Origin of the sequence: Paenibacillus plantarum (genome assembly GCF_013141695.1) — a bacterium.
Classification (GTDB): Bacteria; Bacillota; Bacilli; order Paenibacillales; family NBRC-103111; genus Paenibacillus_E; species Paenibacillus_E plantarum.
Window position 1 is genome coordinate 33540 of the sequence record NZ_WHNY01000072.1, and the last position, 24294, is coordinate 57833.

Consider the following 24294-nt stretch of genomic DNA (forward strand, 5'->3'; position numbering starts at 1 on the left):
TTCCTACTTCGGATCATTTATAGAATGGTAAGCTCTCATCGCAACAACCGTTGCCATTTCACGAGTTACCTCATCTATCGGGTGGAATCGGTTATCCCATCCTGAGATTAGCCCCTGTGCAATCACGCTCTGCACACTCGCTTTAGCCCAATCGGATACTTGTTCCAAATCGTCGATTGCTAACGCATTTCCCGCAGTTGGAAGCTTAAGTGCATTAACCATAATAACCGCCATTTGCTCACGCGTCAGCTTCTCGTTTGGACTAAACTGATCCGCGCTGGTTCCTGTGATAAGACCTGCTTTATACGCAGCGTTCACGTACGTATAGAACCAGTCATCCTGTGCAACATCCTTAAAGTTAATAACCTTAACTGTCTGCACATCCAGCCCAAGGACACCTACTAGCATTTTCGTGAACTCTGCTCTGGTTACCGTAGCTTGAGGACTAAATTGGCCATTGCTGCCCTCAACCAAAGCTTTCTGAGTCGCTTCACGAATCGCGTCGAGAGCCCAGTTGGAGATTGATTTAACATCGTTGTACAGCTTGTTTAAATCAAACGCCACAGCCGTTCCTTCGCTACTCGTATACGAAACAAAGCTCGTAAAATGGTTCGTTTTAATGATCAAATTGTTATCTTGTACAAAAGCGTAAGTGATCTTTTCTTTACCCTTTGTTGCTTCGATTCCTTCAGCCTCTGTTCCATAAATCTCAATTGGCGTAAACGCATTGCCTTCGATGAATCCGACTTGTTGGCCTTTAGCTCCTTTCAACACAAGGGTTACAGGTCGATCGAACAGAACGGATTTACTGGTATTTCCCATGGCAAAAGCTTGATGTAGCTTCACCAATTTCTTGTTCGCGCTGCTCAAACCTTTGTTCACAAGCTCTTGTAGATCCTTATCCACCGCATTCAAAGCTGTCAAAATTCCGACGTTACTATCGCCCGAATTCAACACAGTTCCTTTATCAATCGTAAGGCTGATATCGTCCTTAATTGCGGTGATCGCAGGAATGCCGTCTTTCACATCATCCAAATTAAGAATAATTTTCGGAGTGACGTTAGGAATGTTAATGGTGATTAATTCTTTGTCCTGCAGTTCCTTGGTGATGTTTAAAATATAATCTTGTTCAATTGTAGCTGGAACGTCGATAACTGGTTTTTTATCCCCTGAATTAATCACAGGTGTTACAATCGTAGGTTTTTTAATCACTTCATTCTCTAAATCTTTACCCAAATTTGTCGTATAACGCCATTGAACGCTGTCGCCATCCTTAAGGACGGTGTTACTTGCCCCAATACCTGGGTAAGTTCCGTTGACATTATACATCCATCCACTTTTGCTGCCATGGTCGAACTCGCCATCGCCATCGATGGATTGAACGTATACACTTCCATACTCTTCGGTCCATTTAAATTTATATACCGTTCCGCGTGTATCGAGCACCCGCTTTAAGACGCTCCAGGCCGTATCACCCGTCTGTAATTCAACACTTACTTCAGGAATAACATACCCTTTACTTATTGTAAGCTTATCAACGGAGAGCTTTACGTGCTTCGTAACAGGAGGCGTGTAGCCACCACCAGGATTCGGAGTTACTGCAATCGCACTTGAAGTATAAGCAACAAAATCCGTGAAATGTTTGGTTTTTACAATTAAATCATTGCCACTGTCATAAGCATATTCATTTTTGCCGCTGGCAGCTCCTGCTGTATCACTAGCAAACTTCTGAATGACACTCGGAACGCCATTTTGAATATAAGCTGCTTCCTTGCCTTTCATTCCAGCGAAAGACACAGTAACAAATTGGTCAAATGTTATGCCGATACTGCCGCCGCCAATCGTAATGACCTGATCAACTGAATCCAGCTTTTTCCCGCTTGTAACCAGAGAACTTACATTATGATTTACACCAGCATCATTAGCATTCTTTGAAGTAACCAGCTCCACGGCTTGGGTATCACCGCTTGTCACCTGAGCTCCTTGAGGAATAACCATGGTGACATTGCCTTTGACAGCCTTAATTTGTGGCAAGCTGCTGCCCGTAGGTAGACTGACATAAACTTTAGATTGGCTATCATCTGGAATTTGAATAGTCACTTCTTTAGCAGCATCCGTGTCCGTAACTGGAATAATGTAGTCTTGATTACCCGCTGGAATCTCAATAGTAGGTTGATTATCCCCTGTCGGTAATGGAACGTTAGTTGGAGCAAGTCCTACTTGTACCTGTAAAGGTATCGTAGTATGAACAACGTTGGGCGCGCTATTCGCTACATAATCAGAAATAGAAACCGTATAGTTCCCTGCTGGCAAATGTCCGAAGACTGTTGCCCCCAGAGCATCTGTCTTTTGAGAACTTACGAGATCGCCTGTAGATGTGTAGATAGCAACATTAACGCCGGCTGCAGCAACAGGAGTTAATCCAAAATTACTATAGTCCATTTCCGTTTTATTCACGCGAACAGTAAAGTTAACATCCTCATAGACCGTACTTCCTTTAGCTGGTTCGATTGATATGGAATCAATCGGCATTGTTGCATAATTATTATAAAAGAATATAACTTCATCGGAAGCTTTTAAAATAATCTGATCGCTTGTGCCTTGGTAAGAAGTAAGCCATTTATTCCCTCTATGGATAGCAAAATCCCATGAACCGTAATCTTCATCCCCATAGAAGCTGGAATGTATCCCTGCAATATTTAAATCAAGCGTGCCCCATTTTACTTCTTTCTTTACTTCAATACCTTTAGCAGTAGCTAAAGAATCAAGTGCTTGCAAAGGAGTAGCTGCGGTGACAGTCCCTTGAGCAATCCGTCCTTCTGGTCCCTCAACTCTAATACTCACAGGTGATGAAGAGACCTGATCCAACCCAGGCAATGCTTTAGTGAAATCGTATAATCTGTCACCTTTGCCTTCTTTATATAACTTGTACGCTGCTAATGCTTGGAGAGCCTGTTCTGTCGCCATACCATTGGATCGCATCTCCGTGGAATGCGAGAAGCTTCCATCCGCCAAACGGAATTGAAATAGTTTATCAAGTAGATTTACACCATTTTTCGTATACTTCGCATTCGTTGGATCGATTTGATTGGACGTAAGAGCAATAATAGCTTGTGATACGCTCTCACTGCTATCCACCCCCCAGGAAAGGTAACCGCCGTTAGACTCTTGATGTTGGGACAGCCAATTTATTGTTTTGGTAATCGTATTCGCACTCAACAATGCTTGATTGTCTACGTAAGGTGCAAGTGCTGTTAATACCATCGCCGTAATATCTGGGTCACTCGCTCCACTACTTAAAGCAAAGCCTCCATCTGCATGCTGTCTGGAGATGATTTCATTTATGAGTACTTCTCTAGTCCATATAGCGTCTTGTGGTACCGAATAATTCTTGGAGTCAAGTGCTAATAATGCGAACACTACGCCGTTAATGCCTTGGTCGGTCATTTTGTTGCTGTTGTACAATTTAGCAATTAAATTGATACCTGAGACATTCGTAGCATCGCCACCCGAAACAGTAATTCCTAGAATTGTACGCTCTAAATCGGTAACTAACGAGAAATCACCTTGGCTATACGTTACGTTGTTTTGTAATTTATGATAGTACGTTTCTGGAAGCTTGTGTCCTGTTCTTGCTAAACCAATCGCAGTCCATTCTGAACTTATGCCACTTGCTTTCGATGTAAAATAATTGGAGGCAGCATCAATGGCAGTCTGAATTTCAACAGCCGATGGATTGCCACCAGAAGGACCGTCTGTACCACCACCAGGTGTTGTTGGATTCTCTAGTTCGAAATTATCCGTATACCGCAGAACAATATCAGCATTTTTGGTCAAAATATAACTAGCTATACCTACATTTGGATCAACACCATCAACGGAGTACAACCATCCGCTTTTCGGTCCACCATCGAACTCACCTAAATCTTTGACTTTCGAAATATAGCTCCCGCCATTACCTTCGTAATGAATCCCGGCCTCAGTTAAAACTTTGAATATGACATAAGCAGCGGTTTTCCCTGACTCCACTTGAATAGTCGTTTTCGGTAAGGAAACATCTTTCCCTACAGCTACCGCACTATGTCCATTTAATGTAAATGAGACTGAAATGGTTTGTTGCTCAGGTGGAGAGGTTGTTGTAACCAAACTCTGAAATGCTGAAGTCAGTTTGGATAGGGCACTAGTAGCGTGATATTGAATTGCATAACTATTCGCTGCTACTTCTTTGGCAAGCGTCAAACTTTTTTGAAACACTGACCAACTTGCCTCTGTGTAATTTCCCTGTGTAACTTCTTTTAATTCATTAATCTTTGAATTTAATGCCGTTTTATCGGCTAGTTTAGTAATATCTTCTTCGTAATCATCTGTGTAGACTAACGTAATGATATCCGAGCTCTTTAACACGTAGTCAGCAATACCTACATCAGCAAATTGGCCATTGACTAGGTACATCCAACTGCTTTTCGGCCCACCATCTCCAATTGCCAAACCACCGATACTCGTAATGAAATTGCCACTTGTATTTATAACGTTTAAATGACTCGTTAATTTATTGATCGCATAGGCAGCGGTTTTCCCCTCTTCAACTTGCGTATCCGTCTTGGCTAGGGTAACTGATTTGCCCGCTACGGCGCTATACCCGCTGATGCTAACGGAAACTGTTAGTTGTTGCGGTGTTTCTGGTGGAGCATTGATTTGTAAACCTTGAACTGCTGCTAATAAGTCAGATAAGGCGACATCTACTTGATCTTGTAAGACAGTTGAACTAGCAGAGATCAATTTGGCGGCTGCCAAACTATTTTGCAACGCTTGCCAGCTTGCGTCCGTATAGTTTCCTTTTTGCATGTTATCAACATTCGTGATGGCCGCATTTAGAAATGATTTATTAACTTCTTCGAGTCCTTTTCGGATGCTCAAATAGTATATTTTCGGCGTATTAAGCCCATCTTGCGCAATAACTCTAACGATTTTGGGCGTTGTCTCACTCAATGGGATTTCTTTATCAATTAGCGTACCTGTCGTACCACTTTTATTATTAATAAATATATTTGAAGCTGTTCCATTAGCCGTTAATTTAATCTTATCTGCGTTAATGAGAATATCGTTATACTCATACACACCTGCTGTTACGGTAATTTGCTTCGTTACTGAAGAATCTACGTTTGTCCCTGATAAAACGATGCTTGAAAGATCTGCTGTTTCGCTAACTGATTGATTAGCTGTGACTCTTTGCAAGGATGTAATTTCAGCACCGATTTCTCCTAATGCACCACCATCCATTTGGACAGCGTTAAACACTCTAACGTAACTTATGCTGTTCAAGCTGACAGGCTTACCTAAGCTGTCAACTGCCCAACTAATATCTATGGGATCACCTTTGGTTGGTGACGTTAAATAAGGATTTACAGGTACATCATAGGGTGCATTGCCGTTGGCATGCGTATCCGGATATCCGAACGCGTTTTTCTTTACACTAATTTTCACACCTGTATAAGTTTGAGACAGATTGTTAAAACCTATCGGTGCACTGGGATAATTAGCTGGTATCGGATAATAGGAATGCTTATGATAAGTGTTAGTATAAACATTCCCACTAACAGATTTATTATCAGTCCAAGGTATTTTTACACCATTTGCAGTGGTAAACTCCGGTTCAGGATTCGTATACGTAACTTGGTAATCCCAAATGGTACTATCCTCATAGTGTTCTGACCCTGCAATATAATACCAAGGGCCTGGATTGCCTGTCCCATCATCCTGTGCAACAGCGACACCTGCTGGTTCTTCATTGCCAGCAAAAGCATTGCCGAATACTGTAAAATCAACCCCATATGGGTTCAGCGAACTATTTTGGATAGGATCATCAAATTTAAACACGATGCTTCCACCAAATGCGCCCAAAGAAACACCAGCAGACCCAGGCGTATTCGTCCATTTGACGTTTATATCGCCAGTGCCCCCCCAACCCGCTTCATTCGTGAATTGGCCTGGTGCTGGGAGCCATTCTCGGATTGAACTTGGCCCAGTACTTGAAGCAGCAACGGCTTGATTACTCGGTCCTATTAAAACACCAAGCGAAGAAAATAAAAGCATAACAGACATAATAAGTGCAATAACTCGTTTTGGTACATAACGATAACTCATTTTCCCATTCCTCTTTCCCTTATTAAATTGCATAAAGGGGTACAAAAAAAGCCACCCTCAACTACTAGGGTGACTTCAACTTTAATCAGGAAATACATACTTCACACAAAACAAATAAGCTTTATGTGAGCAGCATACTCTTAGTACCTAATCCCCACCCCCAAGGAAGTAGATACATCCAATAAATAAAGGCAGGTCTCCTGGCTTATGCGTCATCGCTTCTCTTCGCCTTCCCAATCTCGTAAACAAGACAGTGGCATATGAAAGAGTTACTCTGCAAGTACAGTGGTGGGACCGCGTCGGCTTCTACCGAACTTCCCTTTTAAGCAAGCATCTGTATAGTATGCTTACACCCTTATTTAGAACATATGAAATTATTAAAGCATGCTTATGTTAACTCCTTTTGATAGTTTTGTCTACATAAAACAAAAGGCAACCCCACCAAGCCCTATAGGCCCGGTGGGATTACCTCTCTTTTTACCCGAGCAATCCGTCAATTAATATCTACAAATGCTACGCGTAATAATTACTAACAAAATGAAAAGTACTAGGATACTTGCGGCCGAATTGTTTTTCGGAGGACAAGCAACTGCTTGCGTGTGAACCGGTTTCGGGAACACAAATTCAGTTTGTTGGTAGGACGCGTGCAAGTGGATATTATTGTGCATCGGTTGTTGCATAATTGGCGCTGGCGCTGGAAGCGGTGTAGGCATAGGCATTGGCATCGGGGTTGGCATTGGCATTGGCATTGGTTGCATTGGGTAATTCGGAACTTTAACATATTCCATGGAAGAGCACCTCCTTCATATTTTCCCAAAAGGGACTTACACAGGCTTACTGTTTAACTCAAAGGTTATTGTTGAAGTTGGGTGAATAGCTTACAACATCAGTCTATGGGGAAGCACCTACGTTGCACACGGTAAATACCCAGTTTATAAATAAATTGGGTGGGTGTCATGGGCGAACGAGCATATGAGCGGAAAAACATACTAATCAAGCATTTATCCACTGCTGCCAATTACTTATTCATGCGTCCCTTAACTTTAACGATGTTTTTCATCACTACAACACGATTAATCACCTTTCTCCCCCATTTCCGTAACTTTAACGATGTTTTTCATCACTACAGCACGATTAATCACCTTTCTCCCCCATTTCCGTAACTTTAACGATGTTTTTCATCACTACAGCGCGATTAATCGCTTTTCTCCCACATTTCCGCAACTTTAACGATGTTTTTCATCACTACAATACGATTAACACTTATGCCCTTCCGATTTCATGCCTCTGGTGGTGCTCGTTCCGACTCCATACAAAAAAGGACCGCCCCCTCATCAGAGGGAGCAGTCCTAATCGCCTTACACGTATGGATTATTCTCACGTTCGAAGCCAATCGTCGTCTTGGCGCCATGCCCCGAATAGACGATGACGTCGTCATCCAGCAGGAACAACTTATCCTGGATGGAATCCAGCAGGGTATTGTTGTCTCCACCAAGCAGGTCGGTACGACCGACCGATAGTTTAAACAACACATCACCACTGAACAGGTGTTTCTCATACAAGAAGCTCACGCTTCCCGGCGAGTGGCCTGGGGTGTGGAACACCTTGAGCTTAATGCCCAGGAACTCCAGCACTTGCCCCTCATCCAGCGCGAACTCTGCCGGGTCCGTCTCAACTAAAGTCCCAAGTTCAGGCCAGCGCGCGGAGCCGTTCTTCTTCGGATTCGTCAGCCAATCGGCTTCCAGGTCGTGAATATACACCGGACAGCCTTTGAGCTTACGAATCTCGTCGACGCCGCCGATGTGATCGAAATGCGCATGCGTCAGTAGAATCGCCACGATATCCATGTCGGCAATTTTCTTAATCAGCGACTTCGGATTCATACCGGGATCGATAATAATACCTTGATTCGTCTCTGGATTCGAGAGTAAGTACGCGTTCGTCTGAACCGGACCCAGGACGAAGGATTGAATGTTGATCATCGTGATGCCACCCTCACCTTTTAGAACGACTCGATCAATGAACGAAGTTCCTTCACAATAACAGCATGATATCCGTTACCTTCGCCATATTGACGGCCCATTTCGGCTCTGGCTACTTGAATTTTTTCGTTATAATCTGCCGCATCGCGATCTGGATTTTCTTTCTTGAATTGCGTCATAACCGCTTGCACGTTCTTCGGACGAGGTCCCCAGTGCCCAAGCGAGAAGCCGCCTGTATCCGTAAATACGACGATTGGAATCCCACGTCCGCCGCCTGTTAAGAACTGATCAATCACATCATAATTTTGCTCAATAATGAGAACCTCAGTTGGAACGCCGCTATCTTCCAAAGCCTTGAAAACAACAGGCACGTTGCGAACAACGTCACCACACCAGTCAGCAGCAATAATCAAGCAGCGAAGATCATCGCGATTGTTAAGGGATTCGAAATATTCCTTATCCTCTTCATTGTCCCAAGCAAAGCCATCATAATACGCTAAAAATTGCTCTTTATTTTTTTCCATACTTTCGATAAATTGTTTCGGCTTCAAGCCTGTACCTAGTTTACTAGCAAGATTTGCACCCATCGTTGTCATCCTCCCAGGATCATCCTATTTCTCTTTCATTGTATCAAAAGCAGGCGAAACCGCCAAATCAACCTTACTAGATTTTCTTTTTTCTTTTGAGATAAAATTGATAGCCCGCATACAAGAGCGTTAGCACGATCGCAGCGATAATCAATGGTTTAATATAAGGCCCTGCGTACTCGCCAATCGTCTCCCAGTTGTCCTTCAATTTCATACCCAAATAAATATACAGAAACGAGTAAGGAACTAAAGCTAACGCCGTGTAAAGGGAGAATTTCCCCAAAGGCATCTTCGCCATACCGCCTGGCAATGAGATCGCATGACGCACAATCGGAATAAATCTCGCTGTAAAAATCATCCCCGTACCATACCGATTAAACCAGCTCTCCGCTACATCGATATGATGCTTGCTGATCAGCAGGTATTTGCCATATCTCTCCAGAAAAGGCCTGCCACCATAACGCCCGATCCAATATAGCACGATTTGAGCCAAAGTTCCCCCGACGACTGCGCAAAGCATGGCACCTACGAAGTTAATTTGACCTTTGGATACGAGATATCCTGCGTAGGCTAAAAGCAATTCGTTTGGAATGACCTCAAGCATAAGTCCAAGGAAAATCCCCCAGTACCCCAAGCCTTCCAAATATACCAAAACACTTTGAATCAAATCATGCATGCGTAACCCTCTCTTCGTTTCACTTTCCCTTACATTCGCTACTTACTTAGCTGGAAAAAGTACATCTAATTGGGCCCATAGGATCAAAAGAAAGAGAATAGCTGGATTTTATCCATCTAAATTCGCCTATTCCACTCGAAATTACCTATAATCCACAAAATAGCTGGATATTTTCCATGTATTCTAATTCTGCCGTTGAAATCCTCATATTTAGCTGTAGTTTTTCCTGTTAAATGCCTAATACTTCCCCTATGAGGTCTAACTTGTACGTGTTGCCTTTTCTAATCCCATCCACATTCTATCATAGACAGGCCGCTATCCTCTACTTGTATGCAACTCATCGTTAAAATACGCCAATATGTGCGATTTACAAGCTTCCACAGGTGCGCTGAGCTCTTTGCCGGCACGGTGAATCAGCCCATGTTCCAACGGAATCGCTGTCTCCGACTCAACGCGAAGCAACTGACCCGCTTCAAGCTCTTTCTGAACGGAAGTGACAGGCAGCAAGGAGAGGCCCATGCCGCACATCATCGTCTGTTTGAGCATTTCCGTACTATCGAAGGCCATTTCGGTAAAAGTAGCAAGCCCTTTGTCCGTCATCAGTACCTGAGAGGCCAATGATTGATAAATGCAGCGGCTGCCAAAGCCGATGACCTGTGTCTGTGCCAACGCTTCCCAGCCCTCCAGCTCGATGCGCTTCACTAGCGCAGGAGCCCCCACCCACACCAATTCATCCACGAGCAGCGGGATAAAAGTGAGATTTCGCAGCTTGGGATCACGCGGCACGATGCCTAAGTCCACACGGTACGCCGATACCTCCTGAACAATGTCGCGTTGAAAGCCCGTTTCCAGCTGCAGCTGTATGAGTGGAAAGCGCTCGAACAACGTCGGCAGCATCATTGGTAGATGCGGCACGCAGAACGATTCCAAGGCGCGCAGGCGCACCACGCCTTTGGGCTCCTGCAAGCCCGTTAGTTTCTCCTGCAAGGATTCTCCCAACTGCAAGAATCGATAGGCAAAAGGCGCCACCTCTCGGCCCGCCACTGTCAACTCAACCCCGCGCGGCAACCGTGTAAAAAGCGCCTGTCCTAAGGTCTGCTCCAACTGAAGAATGTGCATCGTCACCGTGGATTGAACGTAACCGAGCTTCTGAGCGGCTTTACTGAAGCTCTTCTCCTCCATGACCGTAACGAAGGTTTTCATACTTCGTCCATCCAGTTGTTCCAGCATAACCAACACACCACCCATCGGATTATCAAATATCAGATATCATAATCATTCGTTATTCAAATACATAAACTCATGATACCATATGAAAATGAGAAATCCATGAAAGAAATGGGAAAACAACAATGAAAAGAGGCACACCCCACATGTTCACTCGTCTTCGACTACAACTCTCTCCCCTATTCATCAAACTCATCCCCGGCATCGGCGGCTTCCTCGCCATCCTGCTGTGCAGCTTGCTCGGCGACCTCTCCCGCACCTCGCTGCTGATGGCGCCCTTCGGCGCCTCCTGCGTCATCGCCTTCGCGCTCCCGCAGAGCCCGCTCGCGCAGCCGCGCAGCCTCATCGGCGGCCACGTGCTGAGCACGCTCGTCGGGCTCGTCGCCCTCACCGCGTTCGGCGTGCACGCGTGGAGCCTCGCCCTCGCGGTCGGCGCCGCCATCACGCTCATGCAGCTGACGCGCACGCTGCATCCGCCCGCAGGCGCCGACCCGCTGCTCGTGATGCTCACCGGCGCCAGCTGGAGCTTCCTGCTCACGCCGGTGCTGCTCGGCGCAGCGCTGATCGTGCTCGTTGCCCTCGGGTATCACCGGGCAACACGCACCTCCTATCCTACCACCTGGTGGTAGGAGCACTGCACTTGCACTTGCACTTGCACTTGCACTTGCACTTGCACTTGCAATTCCAATTCATGCGCTGACAAGCCCCCGCATAAGATGTACAAGACCCTTGTACAGGAGGCGGACCCTATGTCCCGAGTATGGATTGTCAAACGCAAGCATTTCTATCAGCTAGCAGCCGCACTTCTAATCCTTCTCATTGGATGGCTGTATGTGAATCGAGCAAGCATCCTGCCAACCTTCGCCGAACCCACGGCAGAACGCACCATACACATGGTTGTGGGGGAGTTCAAATCCACCACAGCTGATGGCAAAACCATCGAGGCTTACCGCTGGGACCCTGGCACCATTGCTGTTAAGAAAGGCGAGCATATCAAACTTAGCATCCTTGGCATCAATGGCGAGAGCCACCCCTTTTTCATCGAAGGACTCAATATCTCCGGTGAGATCAAAAAAGGCAAAGAAACCATCGTTCATTTTACCGCCAACCAAGCGGGGACGTATCGCCTCATCTGCATGACGCATACGGATATGGCGCATAATGGTCCAATGATCGGCTATATCGAGGTCTATTAAATGGCCTCACGGGTTCTGATATTATTCGAGCTTTACCTTAAGCTTCTTCTGCTTCTCGAAACGTCATCCACAGACGCCTCGATATCAGAAGTGGCATTAAGGTTTTTTTTCGTTTACACTGATGCCAAGCTCAAATGATTCCTTATGAAGAAGGTGCTTCCCCAGTGAAAACACATATACTCGTCGCCGATGACGATGCCCATATTCGCGAACTCATGCGCTTCCTTTTTTCCAAAGAAGGGTATGCGGTCTTTGAAGCAAGTGACGGTGAGCAAGCTTCGAGGCTGCTGGAAACCGAACAAATTCATCTCGCCGTTGTCGATGTCATGATGCCGCTGCGTGACGGCTTGGAGCTATGCGCGGAAATCCGCGAGCATTACGATATTCCGATTCTTCTTGTGACAGCCAAAGGTGAGATTGAAGATAAAGAACGAGGCTTTGCTTCAGGCACCGATGATTACGTGGTCAAGCCGTTCGAGCCCAAGGAGCTCCTCTTCCGTACGCGTGCGTTATTGCGCCGATATCAGCTGGTTTCCTCGGAGATGATTACACTTGGTCAAACGGTCATCAACCGCAAAAGCTATGAAGTCACGATCGCAGGTGAAACGCTGCTGCTGCCGCTCAAAGAATTCCAGCTGCTCGCCCAATTGGCGAGTCATCCAGGACGCATTTTCACGCGTGAGCAACTGATTCAAATGCTATGGGGCACGGATTATGAGGGTGACAGCCGAACCATCGATGTTCATATCAAGCGACTGCGGGAGCGTTTTTATGAGAAAACAAGTGACTTTATGATTACGACGGTGAGAGGACTTGGTTACAAGCTTGAGGTGACGGAAGGATGAAAACATTATATTTTCGCATCGTTGTTACGTTTATTCTCATCGCGATGGTCAGTTCTGTGCTCGCTCTCTTTCTTTCGAATTGGTATTATCTAGCCAAGTTAAGGGATCAGAACGAGGAACAAATTTGGAAAATAACGACGGAGATTCGCACACTTTATGAAGAAGTGCCTCAGGTCGAGCCTGCGACATTCTTCACACATATTGCCAATATGGGATTCCAGCTTTATGTCGTGAATGAGCAGATGGCGGGGACCTTCTATGGAACGCCGTATAAGCATACGCAGTTGGATCCAGAGCAAATTCAGCGTGTTTTAGCGGGAGAAACGTACCGTGGGATGCTGCAGGAGCGTCATCTTCTGATGGTTATCGGCTATTTTGAAAATAGCCTGCGCAACAGTATCGGTGTTCCCGTTCAGGTACAAGGGAAAACGTATGCCTTGTTTGTACGGCCTAATCTGGAACAGCAGATCGGCGGCGTGCGCGTCCTGATGGCTTTCCTGCTCGGACTTACCTTCCTATTCAGCATCGTTCTTATCATTATTTTCTCCCAATTCATCGTGAGGCCTGTCAAAAAATTACGAGAAGCTACGAAACGGATTGTTGGCGGCAGCTACGAAATGAAGATGGATGTTTCCCGTCAGGATGAAATCGGGGAGCTTGCGCGAGATTTTACCTTCATGGCGCAATCGCTAAAACAGGTAGAAGCTATGCGGCAGGAATTCGTGGGCAATGTCTCCCATGAAATCCAGTCTCCGTTAACTTCGATTCAGGGCTTCGCCCAATCCATACTGGATCAGACGACCTCCGAGGAGGAGAAGGAGCGCTATCTTCATATCATTTTAGACGAAAGCAAACGATTGTCCTCCCTCAGTAAACAACTGCTAACGCTAGCCTCATTAGATAAAGAGAGTCATGTAGTTAAGCGCACGATGTACCGACTGGATGAACAAATCCGCCAAATTCTCATTCATACGGAGTGGCAATGGTCGGAAAAGGAGCTCGACATCGAACTGGATCTACCGGAAACCGACGTCTCGGCTGATCACCAATTGCTGCATCAGGTTTGGCTGAACCTTATTACGAATGGCATCAAATACGCTCGTCCTCATGACATGTTACATATTGCGATTCAGTCATCAGAGACGGAGGTCACTGTCGTGGTGCGCGACACAGGGATTGGCATGTCAGAGTCAGAGCTGCCTCATATTTTCACCCGATTCTACAAAGCGGATCGCGCACGGAACCGCGCCAGCGCTGGCACGGGCCTTGGTTTATCTATTGTTCAGAAAATCATCGAGCTGCATGGTGGCAGCATTCATGTGCAGAGTGAGCTCGGTAAAGGGACTACGTTCACTGCCCACCTGCCCCGAATGTAATCTTGCATTCATCATCCGTTCATATTCCTCTCCTACTATTTGAAGTAGATTTAGGAGAGGGGAATGAACCTGCCATGAAACATGCATTAACACGTCTTGCCCAGTTCGTTAGCAGTGCTAAAGGCGTCAAAATCGTACTCATTAGCTGGCTAGCTGCCATCCTTTTATTAAGTGCATTTGCGCCATCTTCCAAAGAAGTCGCCCAAAGCGGCGGTGAAGGCAGCTTAGCTGGCCATACATTATCTGAAGAAGCTAAACAGTTATTACAAGAGGCCTATCCTTCCCCGGACGGCTTAACTGCCATCCTCGTGTTCCACTCCGAGCAAGCGATCACGACTGCTGAGCGAGGGGCTATAACTGGCATCAGTTCGTGGCTGGCTTCTGATCAGAAACCGGCATACGTCACACGTTCTCTTCCTTTTCATCAAATGCCCGCGGCGCAACAAGAGCTGTTATTTTCTGCAGATCGTACAACGCTCTTGTTAACGGTCTCCCTCCAAAAGGATCTGGCATCTGGTCCTGTTTACGATACACTTGAACAGATTCGTCATATGTCCGAGCAGCAAGGTCTGGGGGCTATGAAGCTTGACATCACAGGTCCTGCTGGCATTTCATCCGATACCATTATGCTCTTCAAAAAGGCCGATTTTGTGCTAATGCTCGCCACACTGGGGATCATTCTTATCATTTTAATCATCATATACCGATCACCGCTGTTGGCTTTGTTACCCTTGGTTATCGCAGGCATGGTGTATGCAGTTGTCGATAGAGTCATAGGCTTAGCAGGCAAAATGGGCTGGATTTTCGTCGAGAAGCAATCCCTCTCCATCATGATGATCTTGCTTTTCGCTGTGCTGACCGATTACTGCTTGTTTATTATTGCGCGCTATCGTTCCGCCCTGCGGACAACGGATTCTAAGTACGATGCGATGTCGAAAGCTTTCTCCAACGTGGCTGAACCGATTTTCTTCAGCGGCGGCACCGTGCTCATTGCCATGCTCACGTTATTCGCTGCTGTATTCAAGCCCTATCATAACTTTGCGCCTGTCTTCTCCATCGCGATGGTGGTTATTTTGCTCGGTGGACTGACGCTGATTCCTGCAATGTTTGCCTTGATTGGGCGAAAAGCTTTCTGGCCGTTTATTCCACGTACGGATGACGCGGTTCTTGTGAATGAAGAGCCTCGCGGCTTCTGGGCTTGGGTCAGTACTCGCGTTACCTCAAAGCCGCGGATAACCGCTCTTGTTCTCATTATCGTTTTGGTGGCACCTGCGTTATCTACACTAGGTATGCGCTACTCGTTTAATCTTATGAAATCCTTCCCTAGCGATATTTCTTCTAGACAAGGATTTGACACGTTGGAGGCGCAGTTCCCTCCTGGGCAATTAGCGCCAGTTACTGTTCTTTTGGATTCGAAGAAAGAAATCGTTTGGGATGAGGCTTTTATTAGCAAAATGGATAAGCTAACTGGACTGATCCGTGGCTATGAGGGGATTAGTTCTCTAACACCTGGGGTCAATCAAGCTGAGTTAACTCCTGGGAATGCCAATTTACCTAAGCATACGATGAAGTTCCAGCTGATTCTGACAATGAATCCCTACGATCAAGCTGCGCTAGAAGTGATCTCTAGCTTACGCAAGGATAGCGATACCTTGCTTGGACAGAGTGGCTTCGAGGCTAGCCAGTTCACCCTGCATTACGCAGGCCAAACGGCGGAGCAACTTGATGTCCGTACCATGAATAAGCGGGATACGCTGGTTATTTTCTCACTCATTACCTTGTTGATTACCGTTATGCTGATCTGGCAGGCCCGCTCCCTGCGATTGGCGCTTACCATGATGGCTACCATGCTGCTGTCCTACGCGGCTACGATGGGAGTGGTCTGGAGTGTGTTTCATTTCGGATTTGGACACGATGCCTTCAGCTACCGTCTGCCCGTGTACACATTTATCTTTCTCATCTCGTTAGGCGTAGACTATAACATTATTTTGGTGTCTAGGGTGCATGAGGAAGCGCAGCGCCATCCTTGGCGAGAGGCTGTGCAACGCGGCGCGGCGTTAACGGGCGGCGTCATTTCTTCGGCCGGCATCGTGCTGGCGGCGACCTTCTGTGTCTTAATGACGCAGCCGTTGCAGGAGCTGCTGCTGTTTGGTTTCGCCATGGCGGCAGGTATTCTCATCGACACCTTCCTCGTTCGAGGCATGCTGCTTCCGGCGCTGATGACCCATATGGGGCCGCGTGAGGTGAGGCATTCTGTGGTGTTGGAGAAGTAGTCCTGCATGTAAACTGACACCATGCTGCATAACTGCCTGCGCTTATATCACTCCAAGCGAGCAACTCCTCTTCTGCCACGAACTTGGGCGCTGTAGGTGCTTGTCTCGAGTCGCTCTCCGCCCTCTCTGTGCATACACATAACAGAGAGAGGAGCGTCGATCCCTGTATGGTGTATCAGAAACAAAGTGAACGACATAAACAGCAACTTCCCAACGCTCGTGCCATTCGGAGAGCATGCAACAAGGAGCTATATCGAACAGTGAAGCGGCTCAAGATTTGGCTCACCCCAGAGCAACTCAAGTCCGCTGAAACGATCTACGTGAAAAAAGTGATGCTGAATCTCCCCTTCATCGTCGAGAATGGCAGCAATCGTCGATTGCTCGCTGATTGGTTCGGCGAACACGTTGGCCCCGAGATCGCTCCTATATGGAACGTCGAGTTGGAAACCTTAAAAGAAGCATTTCGCGATGCGTTTGGTGGGTAGCGCGATCCAGCGAAGCCAGTCGAACCAGTTCAACCATGCATGATAAGAGCGGTAACCCGCTCTTATTTGTGCTGTTGAAGCTTGGTTACCGCTCTGTGACGAGGGCCGAGCACTACCCGATCAGCTAATAAATGGAAAAAGTACAGTTAATTCGGTAATTCCCCTCCATTATTTTGAAATAACTGGAAAATATGTAGTTAATTCCACCCTTTTTCAGCTAAACTGGCGGATACGTCAAAAATAACTACCGTTTTTCCATCTAATCGTAATTTTCACCCGCGAAGCGTGAAATTAGCTGTAGATTTTCCAGTTAGACGTAGCGTCCAGCCCGGTGAGTTCAATATGCTCTTCTGAGAGGCAGGTTCTTATACGATCAAAATAAAAAAGGCCGCGGGGACCATCATCCCCACGACCAAATTTCTTACTTATACGCTGGCAACCACTTGCCATGAGCCTCAATCAACTCATCGCACATCGCGACGATATCGTCCATCGACAACTCAGCTGATGTATGTGGATCCAGCATTGCTGCGTGATAAATATGTTCACGCTTGCCTGTAATTGCCGCTTCAATCGTCAACAACTGCGTGTTGATATTCGTGCGGTTCAGCGCCGCCAGCTGTGGTGGCAGATCCCCTACATAAGTAGGTGTTACACCGTTACGGTCAACCAAACACGGCACTTCCACAACTGCTTCACGTGGTAAGTTCGTGATCAAGCCAGTATTCATGACGTTCCCGCCGATTTTAAACGGAACATCCGTCTCAATCGCTTCGAAGATATACGAAGCATACTCATGTGAACGTACATGCGTCAAATTCGCATCGTTCACGAGGTCCTCACGCATTTGCTTCCAGCGGCTGATTTGATCAATACAACGACGCGGATACTCATCCAATGGAATATTGAAGCGATCCACGAGCTCTGGGTAATTCCGCTTGATGAAATACGGATGGTACTCCGCATTATGCTCAGAGGATTCCGTAATATAATGGCCGAATTTCAGCATCATTTCGTAGCGAACCATGTCTTTGTGTTTCTCTTTTTGCTTCTCAGCTGCACGTTTCTTAATCTCCGGATAGAGATCAACACCATCCTTGGTCACTTCAAGCAGCCATGCCATATGATTGATCCCAGCGATTTTCGCTTTCACACCAGTTTGATCAATTTCCAAGTGTTTGAACAATTCCGGTACACACGTTTGCACGCTATGACACAAACCAACTGTGTTCACACCGCCATACGTGTTCATGACATTTGTCAAAACAGCCATCGGATTTGTGTAGTTAAGGAACAGCGCATCTGGGCACACTTCACGTATATCCGCAGCGAAATCCAGCATAACTGGAATCGTTCTCAAGTTTCTGAAAATACCGCCAATGCCAACCGTATCAGCAATCGTTTGACGCAAACCGTACTTTTTCGGAATTTCAAAATCCGTAATCGTACATGGATCATAGCCACCTACTTGGATCGCATTTACTACGAATTTGGCACCGCTCAACGCTTCTTTACGGTCTGTATACGCTTTAATAATGGACGTACTTCCACTCGTTTTCTTGATGTTATTCAGCATATTAGCAGAATCTTGCAGCCGCTGATGATCAATATCAAAGAGAGCGATTTCATAGCCTTGTAATGCGGGAGTAAGCAAACAATCACCGAGTACATTTTTTGCAAAAACCGTGCTACCTGCGCCTAAAAAAGTAATTTTGGACATGTGAGAATCTCCTCCAATAGACAAACTATTATTATATCCTTACTATAGCGCAAGCTCGCTTTGAAAAATATGGATTGAAACAACTCCAATATGGACATTTGTAGTTTTTTAGATTACGCTCAGAGTAAAAGAAAAAGCGAGGCTCCTATGAATCAAGATCATACTTACTTCGACATAAGCATCAATCCTTTACATAGCAATCCTGAACTATCTGTCCTTTTCAGTGGCGAAGGCAAGCCTCACCCCCAGCACAAAATGGGACCAGCCGTTCACGATTATTACTTGATCCACACCGTTCTTTCGGGGAAAGGCACCTTCGAAATGGGGCAGCGTACCTACGCTTGCTCCACCGGGGACACGTTTATCATTTATCCTGGTGAGTTATTCTCATATACGGCAGATGCTGATACGCCCTGGCACTATGTCTGGGTTGCTTCCACAGGTCGCTCCGTCGATTCGCTGCTTTCACAAATCGGGGTCTCCCCGCAGCAAGCCGTGGTATCGGGCAATGACCCGCGCACCATTCGTCACTTTTACCGACATCTGCGCGCCTGCTTCAGCCATACCTCTTTCCCTCAGTTAGAGGAGCTGGAAGCTGAAGGCTGGCTGCGCCTGCTTCTTCGTGAGCTTGGACGCGTGAACACGCACCATATTTCTGTCAAGCCAGTGGCTGAAACCGATATCCAACGCCAGATCGGACAAGCCGTCCGCTATTTAGAGCTGCAGTATACACAAGCGGTCTCCATTGAGCATCTCGCTCGCAGCTTGGGGTATCACCGTACCTATTTGTGCAAAATGTTCAAACAATCCACCGGATTATCTCCGATGCAGTATTTATTCAACATCCGCATGGAACGGGCCAAGCAGCTACTGATGACAACCGCCATGACCATCGATCAGGTCGCCTCCTCCGTCGGCTTCAATGATGCATTATACTTCTCGAAGCAGTTCCACAAGTGGAGCGGTTCCGCACCTTCTGTGTATCGGAAAGAGCTTAGACAACTTTCCTAATATGCACCAACGCGAAAGAGCCTCCGCTACACCAGCGAAGGCTCTTCCCACTTTCTCTACTTCTTCGAATCCACCAGCTTCTGAATCTTATCTTGCGCTGTTTTGATCGTCGTATCGATATCCTGATTTTTCAGCATCATTTTATCGAATTCCTCTTGCATCACTTTATCGACTTCAGCTTGATACGTCAGCGGAGTAGCTGCTTTGGCAGCCACCGTGTTTTTCAACACATAGAGCAAAGACTCTTTGTCTACCATGGCAGGTGTTTTCGTTTTGGAGACAATCTGATCAACGACTTGCTCAAGATTGGCCTTTTTCCAAGAAGGAATGAAACGTCCCTGTAGCACTAAACCTTCGGTTGTGAACCAACGAATGAAGGTGTACGCTTCTTGTTTATGCTTCGAGTTATTGTAGAGGGCAAAGTTGTCCCCACCGACAGGAGTTACGCTTGGCTCCCCTTTGTTCATCGTCGGCCAAGGTGCAAAGACGGTCTTAAAGTTCGCTGGCACGGCGTCCGAACCGCCTGTTTCCGCAATAATGAAAGAACCTACAGCCATCATACTCGTATTCTGGTTGAAGTATTGCGGGCGATAGTTCAGCTTCTGGCTTAGTACCTCGGCATATGGCGTGGCCGTCTTATCTTTCTCCGCTTGAAGGCGCAGTTCTAAGGATTTGCGCATAAATGGCGTGTTGATATTCGCGTTTTTCCCGTCATCGGTGACAAGTCCCGAATTTTGCAACTGACCGAATTGAACTAAGTACGTGAAATTAATAAAGGTATGGAAGTACGTGCCGTAGCGTGTTTTACCACCATCGGTTTTCGTCATTTTCTTCGCGTAATCGAGATAGTCATCCCATGTCCAGCTTTTGGGAACGGTCAATCCCGCTTCCTTCATATGACTTTCATTAATCGTAACAAACTGCGTAACGGATTTACCAGGAATACCATAGGTTTTGCCATTCAACTGCGTTGCACCCATGTACTCGTCGTCGATCTTGATACCATCTTTACTCAAATACGAGTCCAGTGGCTCAAACATACCTAGCGCAGCACGCTGTGTCACATAGCTCGACGCAGGCAGCATAATAACATCCATGTCTTCGGCAGATGCAGCCGCAAGATCAATCTTCTTAAGTGCTTCCAATGAATTATTATCGCCAGCGGACACGAACTCCACCTTAATATTCGGATATTTCTTCTGGAAAGCGTCAATGACGACATCGAAACCATCGTTCTTCAAATTGTTCCACGTATGCAGCTTGATCGTAACAGGTTTCCCCTCCGCCGCTGGTCTCGAACTCCCTTCTGCTCCCTTGGATGCACATCCTGTAAGAAGAACAGCTGCTGCGGTCATACCAATTGCTGTTTGTTTCCATTTCGTCATCATCATATAAATCCCCCTAAGTATGAATGTGCTAACCCTTGACGCTGCCTGAAGCGACACCTTCAATGACATGCTTTTGACCTATGATGAAAATAATCAATAAAGGAAGAATGGCTGAAACGGCTGCTGCCATGATGAGAGATAAGTACTCGCCGTTCACGTCAGCGAACTTCCGCATGCCCAGTTGAATGGTGAACAAATTTTCAGAGCGTAAGAAAATAAGTGGATTCTGATAATCATTCCATGTCCAGATGAATCGTAAGATCATATACGTAGCCATGGCTGGTCGCACTAATGGAAGCGTGATCCGGTAGAAGGTCACCCAATGGTTTGCACCATCCATCCGGGCCGATTCGATAATTTCGTTATGAATGCCCATAAAGAACTGACGAAGCAAGAACGTACCGAGCACGCCCGAAGCGCCGATTAGCACAAGCCCCAGATGGCTGTCGAATAAGCCTAACCAGCGGAACATGATGAATTGCGGCACTAGAATCGCTTGATGCGGAATCATGAACGTTGCAAGTACGAGTACGAAGATAAGATCGCGTCCCTTGAACGCCACTTTCGAGAAGCCGTAAGCCGCCATACAGGAGATGAGCAGGGAAAAAAGTGTCGTCATGATCGTGACTTTCAAGCTATTCCAATAATATAGCGTAAATGGCAGGGCACCTGCCCATACTTCGCTATAATTGTTTGAAGCATTCCATTTCTGTGGAATCCATTGAATGGGATACGTCAGGACATCTAGCTCCGGCTTGAAGGAAGCGGAAAGCATCCAAACAAAAGGCAAGACGAAGATAATGCCTCCTAGTGCCATGCCAAGCGTGATTAACGAGCGATATAGTCGAATTCTTTGCATAGGATCACCTCCCGATTAATAATTTACCCATTTCTTCTGACCAATCCATTGGATCAGTGTTATTAACAGAATGAAGAATAATAGAATCATCCCAATGGCTGATGCATAACCGGATTTCAAATTAATGAACGCGGTTTCATATAAGTAGAAGACGATCACCGACGTTGAGCCTGCAGGTCCACCATTTGTCAGAATCATAATGAGATCGAAAGCTTTAAAAGACGATACAATCCCCGTAATCAGCAAGAAAAATGTCGTTGGTGAAAGCATCGGCAACGTGACGGAGAAAAATTGTTTAATCGGCGATGCCCCATCAATTCCGGCTGCTTCATACAGATCCTTAGGAATGTTTTGCAAGCCGGCTAGAAAGATAATCATGTTAAACCCGAGCGACGCCCACACCATAATAATCATCACGGAGAGGAGTGCATAACTGGGATCAGCCAGCCACATCGGTGGATGTGCAATGCCAATCGATTTCAAGAAGCCATTGATCGGTCCGCTGTTCGGATGAAATAAGACTCGCCAAAGTACGGCTACCGCAACAAAGCTGGAGATGAAAGGCATGAAGTAGATGACTTTGAAAAAGGTTTTGAAGTAGGTTGCTGAATTAATCAGCACAGCCAAGACCAATGAGAGGAACATGGCGACGGGCACGACACCCATTAAGTAGATGTTGTTTTTGATCGCGCGCAAGAAATTTTCATCATGCACCAGTCCTTGATAATTCTTTACACCAGTGAACTTGATGTGTCCTATGCCTGTGATGAAATTCCAATCTGTGAAGCTGATGATGGCAGAGAGCAGAATGGGGATAATCGTGAGCATTGTCGTTGTAATCAGCATTGGTGATATAAATAAATAGCCTGCAATGTTATTGTAGAAAGATTGCTTGCGTGCGTAACGTGGAGCTGTTCTCCCCTTAGCCTCTGTTACACTTTTGATTAACACTTGTTCCATGTAATCACCTCATTCATCGTTGTATACGCTCATTATAGGAGCATCGAAAAGGAAATACATGAAACGAATTTTTCTATTTGCAAAAAAAAATGCGCGAATTTTTTTGGCTTTTGCAAAATTCGTTGAATGTGCTCGGCGCCATAAATCACTATTATAGGAAGTATCTTAACGCCGAAGGAGAGATGATTCATGGACAAGAAACCGAATATGCTATTTCTAATGAGTGATGAGCATCGCCCTGATGTTGCCGGTTGGGCGGGCAATACCGTTATACGAACACCGATTATGGACATGCTTGCTAAGGATGGCGTTGTGTTCACGAATGCGTACACGCCTTCCCCCATCTGTATCCCCGCCCGCCAATGCATCATGTCGGGTCAGCTCCCTCGTACAAGCAAATGCGAGAAGTTCGGGCAGGACTTGCCCCCAGGCTCGATGACCTTCGCAAGGCAGTTCGCCTTGGAGGGCTATGAAACCGTCGTTAGCGGCAAACTCCATCATCTCGGAACGGATCAAATGCAAGGCTGGACGTCACGGATCAGCGGAGATATCCAAGTAAATCCATATTATATCGGTGGTAAAGCGATGGCTCATCGCAAAAATTTTGCAGAAGTGAAATGGTCGGATGCCAAAGAAATCACACGCGCCGGCGTCGGCAAAGGGCTCTGCGTATCCCATGATGAGTATGCTGTGCAGGGAGCTAAGCAGTTTATCAAGGATTTTTTCTGCAATCCATACTATGATAGAGATCAAACCCAACCGTTGCTCCTGAAGGTGAGCTTGCTTCAACCTCACTATCCGTACTTCACGAGTGAAGAGAAATTCAATTATTATTTAAATCGTGTGGATCCTTACCTGGACGAAGAAGTATTCGATCATCCGTTTCTGTCCCAACACCAAGTAAAAGCTGGTTCCGATGTCACTGAACGCGATCTGCGACGAGCGACAGCAGCCTACTACGGGATGGTTGAAACCATCGATAGCATGTATGGGGAAGTGCTCGATGCGCTCACCCACGCCGGCCAAAACCTCGATGACTGGATCATCGTATATACGAGCGATCATGGCGAAATGTTGGGGCAGCATGGGATTTGGGAGAAGCAGAAGTTTTTCGATGCGAGTGCACGAGTTCCTTTAATTATCCGTTACCCACGGAAGTTCCAAAATGGCGGCGTTGTCGAAGCAAACGTCAATCTATGTGATCTGTTCGCAACATTATGTGATTTATCAGAGACCCCTGTTCCAGATGGGCTTGATAGTCGAAGTCTTGTCCCACTCATGGCTAATAACGGGGAAGGGTGGAACAATGAAACCATCTCCCAGTTTATGGGCACCAACCTTATGATTAAACGTGATCATCTGAAGTATCAATATTATGGCGAAACAATGCCAGAAGTGCTATTCGATTTACACCGCAATCCCGAGGAATCGCTTAATTTCATTGATGAACCGGAATATGCCGAACAAGTCGAACAATTCCGTCTGCGTCGCAGCGAGTTAGGTTTTGGCCCTGAAGCTAATCCCGATTACCAGAATGCCGGTTATGTATAACGTGTAGCGAACAT

At 46.3% G+C, this 24294-nt stretch carries 18 protein-coding genes and 1 riboswitch; of the genes, 8 read left to right on the forward strand and 10 right to left on the reverse strand.

The genetic code is table 11. The features are described from left to right. Window positions 1-3 precede the first annotated feature (3 nt). The 6 genes from GC096_RS26750 to GC096_RS26775 form a co-directional block, all read right to left on the reverse strand. Window positions 4-6144: a DUF4430 domain-containing protein gene (locus GC096_RS26750; RefSeq protein ID WP_171634471.1), complete on the reverse strand. Its 6141-nt coding sequence runs from the start codon at window positions 6142-6144 to the stop codon at window positions 4-6. Between the two features lie 173 nt (window positions 6145-6317). Further along, window positions 6318-6516, reverse strand: a riboswitch (cobalamin riboswitch). A 125-nt stretch (window positions 6517-6641) separates the two neighbouring features. Beyond that, on the reverse strand, window positions 6642-6932 hold the full coding sequence (locus GC096_RS26755) for a hypothetical protein (protein WP_056618426.1): 291 nt from the start codon (window positions 6930-6932) through the stop codon (window positions 6642-6644). Between the two features lie 570 nt (window positions 6933-7502). Further along, window positions 7503-8126 (reverse strand): MBL fold metallo-hydrolase, encoded by a 624-nt coding sequence (locus GC096_RS26760; RefSeq protein ID WP_171634472.1) that lies wholly within the window; start codon window positions 8124-8126, stop codon window positions 7503-7505. A gap of 20 nt (window positions 8127-8146) precedes the next feature. Then, window positions 8147-8713 (reverse strand): thioredoxin family protein, encoded by a 567-nt coding sequence (locus tag GC096_RS26765; RefSeq protein ID WP_171634474.1) that lies wholly within the window; start codon window positions 8711-8713, stop codon window positions 8147-8149. 76 nt (window positions 8714-8789) lie between these two features. Beyond that, window positions 8790-9389 carry an undecaprenyl phosphate transporter UptA gene (gene uptA / locus GC096_RS26770; RefSeq protein ID WP_171634475.1) on the reverse strand — a complete coding sequence of 200 codons (600 nt, stop codon included), beginning with the start codon at window positions 9387-9389 and terminating at the stop codon, window positions 8790-8792. Window positions 9390-9704: 315 nt separating this feature from the next. Continuing rightward, window positions 9705-10619 carry a LysR family transcriptional regulator gene (locus tag GC096_RS26775; protein ID WP_171634477.1) on the reverse strand — a complete coding sequence of 305 codons (915 nt, stop codon included), beginning with the start codon at window positions 10617-10619 and terminating at the stop codon, window positions 9705-9707. A 143-nt stretch (window positions 10620-10762) separates the two neighbouring features. Between GC096_RS26775 and GC096_RS26780 the strand changes: the two genes are divergently transcribed. From GC096_RS26780 to GC096_RS26805, 6 genes are all read left to right on the forward strand, one after another. Continuing rightward, on the forward strand, window positions 10763-11245 hold the full coding sequence (locus GC096_RS26780; protein ID WP_171634478.1) for an HPP family protein: 483 nt from the start codon (window positions 10763-10765) through the stop codon (window positions 11243-11245). Window positions 11246-11365: 120 nt separating this feature from the next. Further along, a complete protein-coding gene (locus GC096_RS26785) occupies window positions 11366-11812 on the forward strand; it encodes a cupredoxin domain-containing protein (protein ID WP_171634480.1) in 447 nt (148 codons plus the stop codon). A 164-nt stretch (window positions 11813-11976) separates the two neighbouring features. Beyond that, entirely contained in the window at window positions 11977-12657 is a 681-nt protein-coding gene (locus GC096_RS26790; protein ID WP_312886350.1) for a response regulator transcription factor, read from the forward strand. Beyond that, entirely contained in the window at window positions 12654-14033 is a 1380-nt protein-coding gene (locus tag GC096_RS26795) for a sensor histidine kinase (protein WP_171634483.1), read from the forward strand. The genes GC096_RS26790 and GC096_RS26795 overlap by 4 nt, the downstream gene beginning before the upstream one ends. 74 nt (window positions 14034-14107) lie before the next feature. After that, the gene (locus GC096_RS26800; RefSeq protein WP_171634485.1) at window positions 14108-16306 is read left to right on the forward strand and encodes an MMPL family transporter; all 2199 of its coding nucleotides are present in this window, start codon (window positions 14108-14110) and stop codon (window positions 16304-16306) included. A gap of 167 nt (window positions 16307-16473) precedes the next feature. Further along, the gene (locus GC096_RS26805; RefSeq protein ID WP_171634486.1) at window positions 16474-16791 is read left to right on the forward strand and encodes a dehydrogenase; all 318 of its coding nucleotides are present in this window, start codon (window positions 16474-16476) and stop codon (window positions 16789-16791) included. Between the two features lie 421 nt (window positions 16792-17212). On the opposite strand, the gene GC096_RS26810 is transcribed toward GC096_RS26805, so the two are convergent. Further along, window positions 17213-18511: an alpha-glucosidase/alpha-galactosidase gene (locus GC096_RS26810; RefSeq protein WP_171634488.1), complete on the reverse strand. Its 1299-nt coding sequence runs from the start codon at window positions 18509-18511 to the stop codon at window positions 17213-17215. Window positions 18512-18658: 147 nt separating this feature from the next. Between GC096_RS26810 and GC096_RS26815 the strand changes: the two genes are divergently transcribed. Then, window positions 18659-19522: an AraC family transcriptional regulator gene (locus GC096_RS26815; protein ID WP_171634489.1), complete on the forward strand. Its 864-nt coding sequence runs from the start codon at window positions 18659-18661 to the stop codon at window positions 19520-19522. Between the two features lie 56 nt (window positions 19523-19578). Here the strand turns inward: GC096_RS26815 and GC096_RS26820 are convergent, their stop codons facing one another. The 3 genes from GC096_RS26820 to GC096_RS26830 are packed head-to-tail and all read right to left on the reverse strand — an operon-like array spanning window position 19579 to window position 22729. Next, on the reverse strand, window positions 19579-20913 hold the full coding sequence (locus tag GC096_RS26820; RefSeq protein WP_171634491.1) for an ABC transporter substrate-binding protein: 1335 nt from the start codon (window positions 20911-20913) through the stop codon (window positions 19579-19581). A 25-nt stretch (window positions 20914-20938) separates the two neighbouring features. Beyond that, a complete protein-coding gene (locus tag GC096_RS26825) occupies window positions 20939-21769 on the reverse strand; it encodes a carbohydrate ABC transporter permease (RefSeq protein ID WP_171634493.1) in 831 nt (276 codons plus the stop codon). A gap of 15 nt (window positions 21770-21784) precedes the next feature. After that, on the reverse strand, window positions 21785-22729 hold the full coding sequence (locus tag GC096_RS26830; protein ID WP_171634495.1) for a carbohydrate ABC transporter permease: 945 nt from the start codon (window positions 22727-22729) through the stop codon (window positions 21785-21787). Window positions 22730-22918: 189 nt separating this feature from the next. On the opposite strand from GC096_RS26830, the gene GC096_RS26835 reads away from it, so the two are divergent. After that, window positions 22919-24280 carry a sulfatase-like hydrolase/transferase gene (locus GC096_RS26835; RefSeq protein ID WP_171634496.1) on the forward strand — a complete coding sequence of 454 codons (1362 nt, stop codon included), beginning with the start codon at window positions 22919-22921 and terminating at the stop codon, window positions 24278-24280. The last annotated feature ends 14 nt before the right edge of the window (window positions 24281-24294 follow it).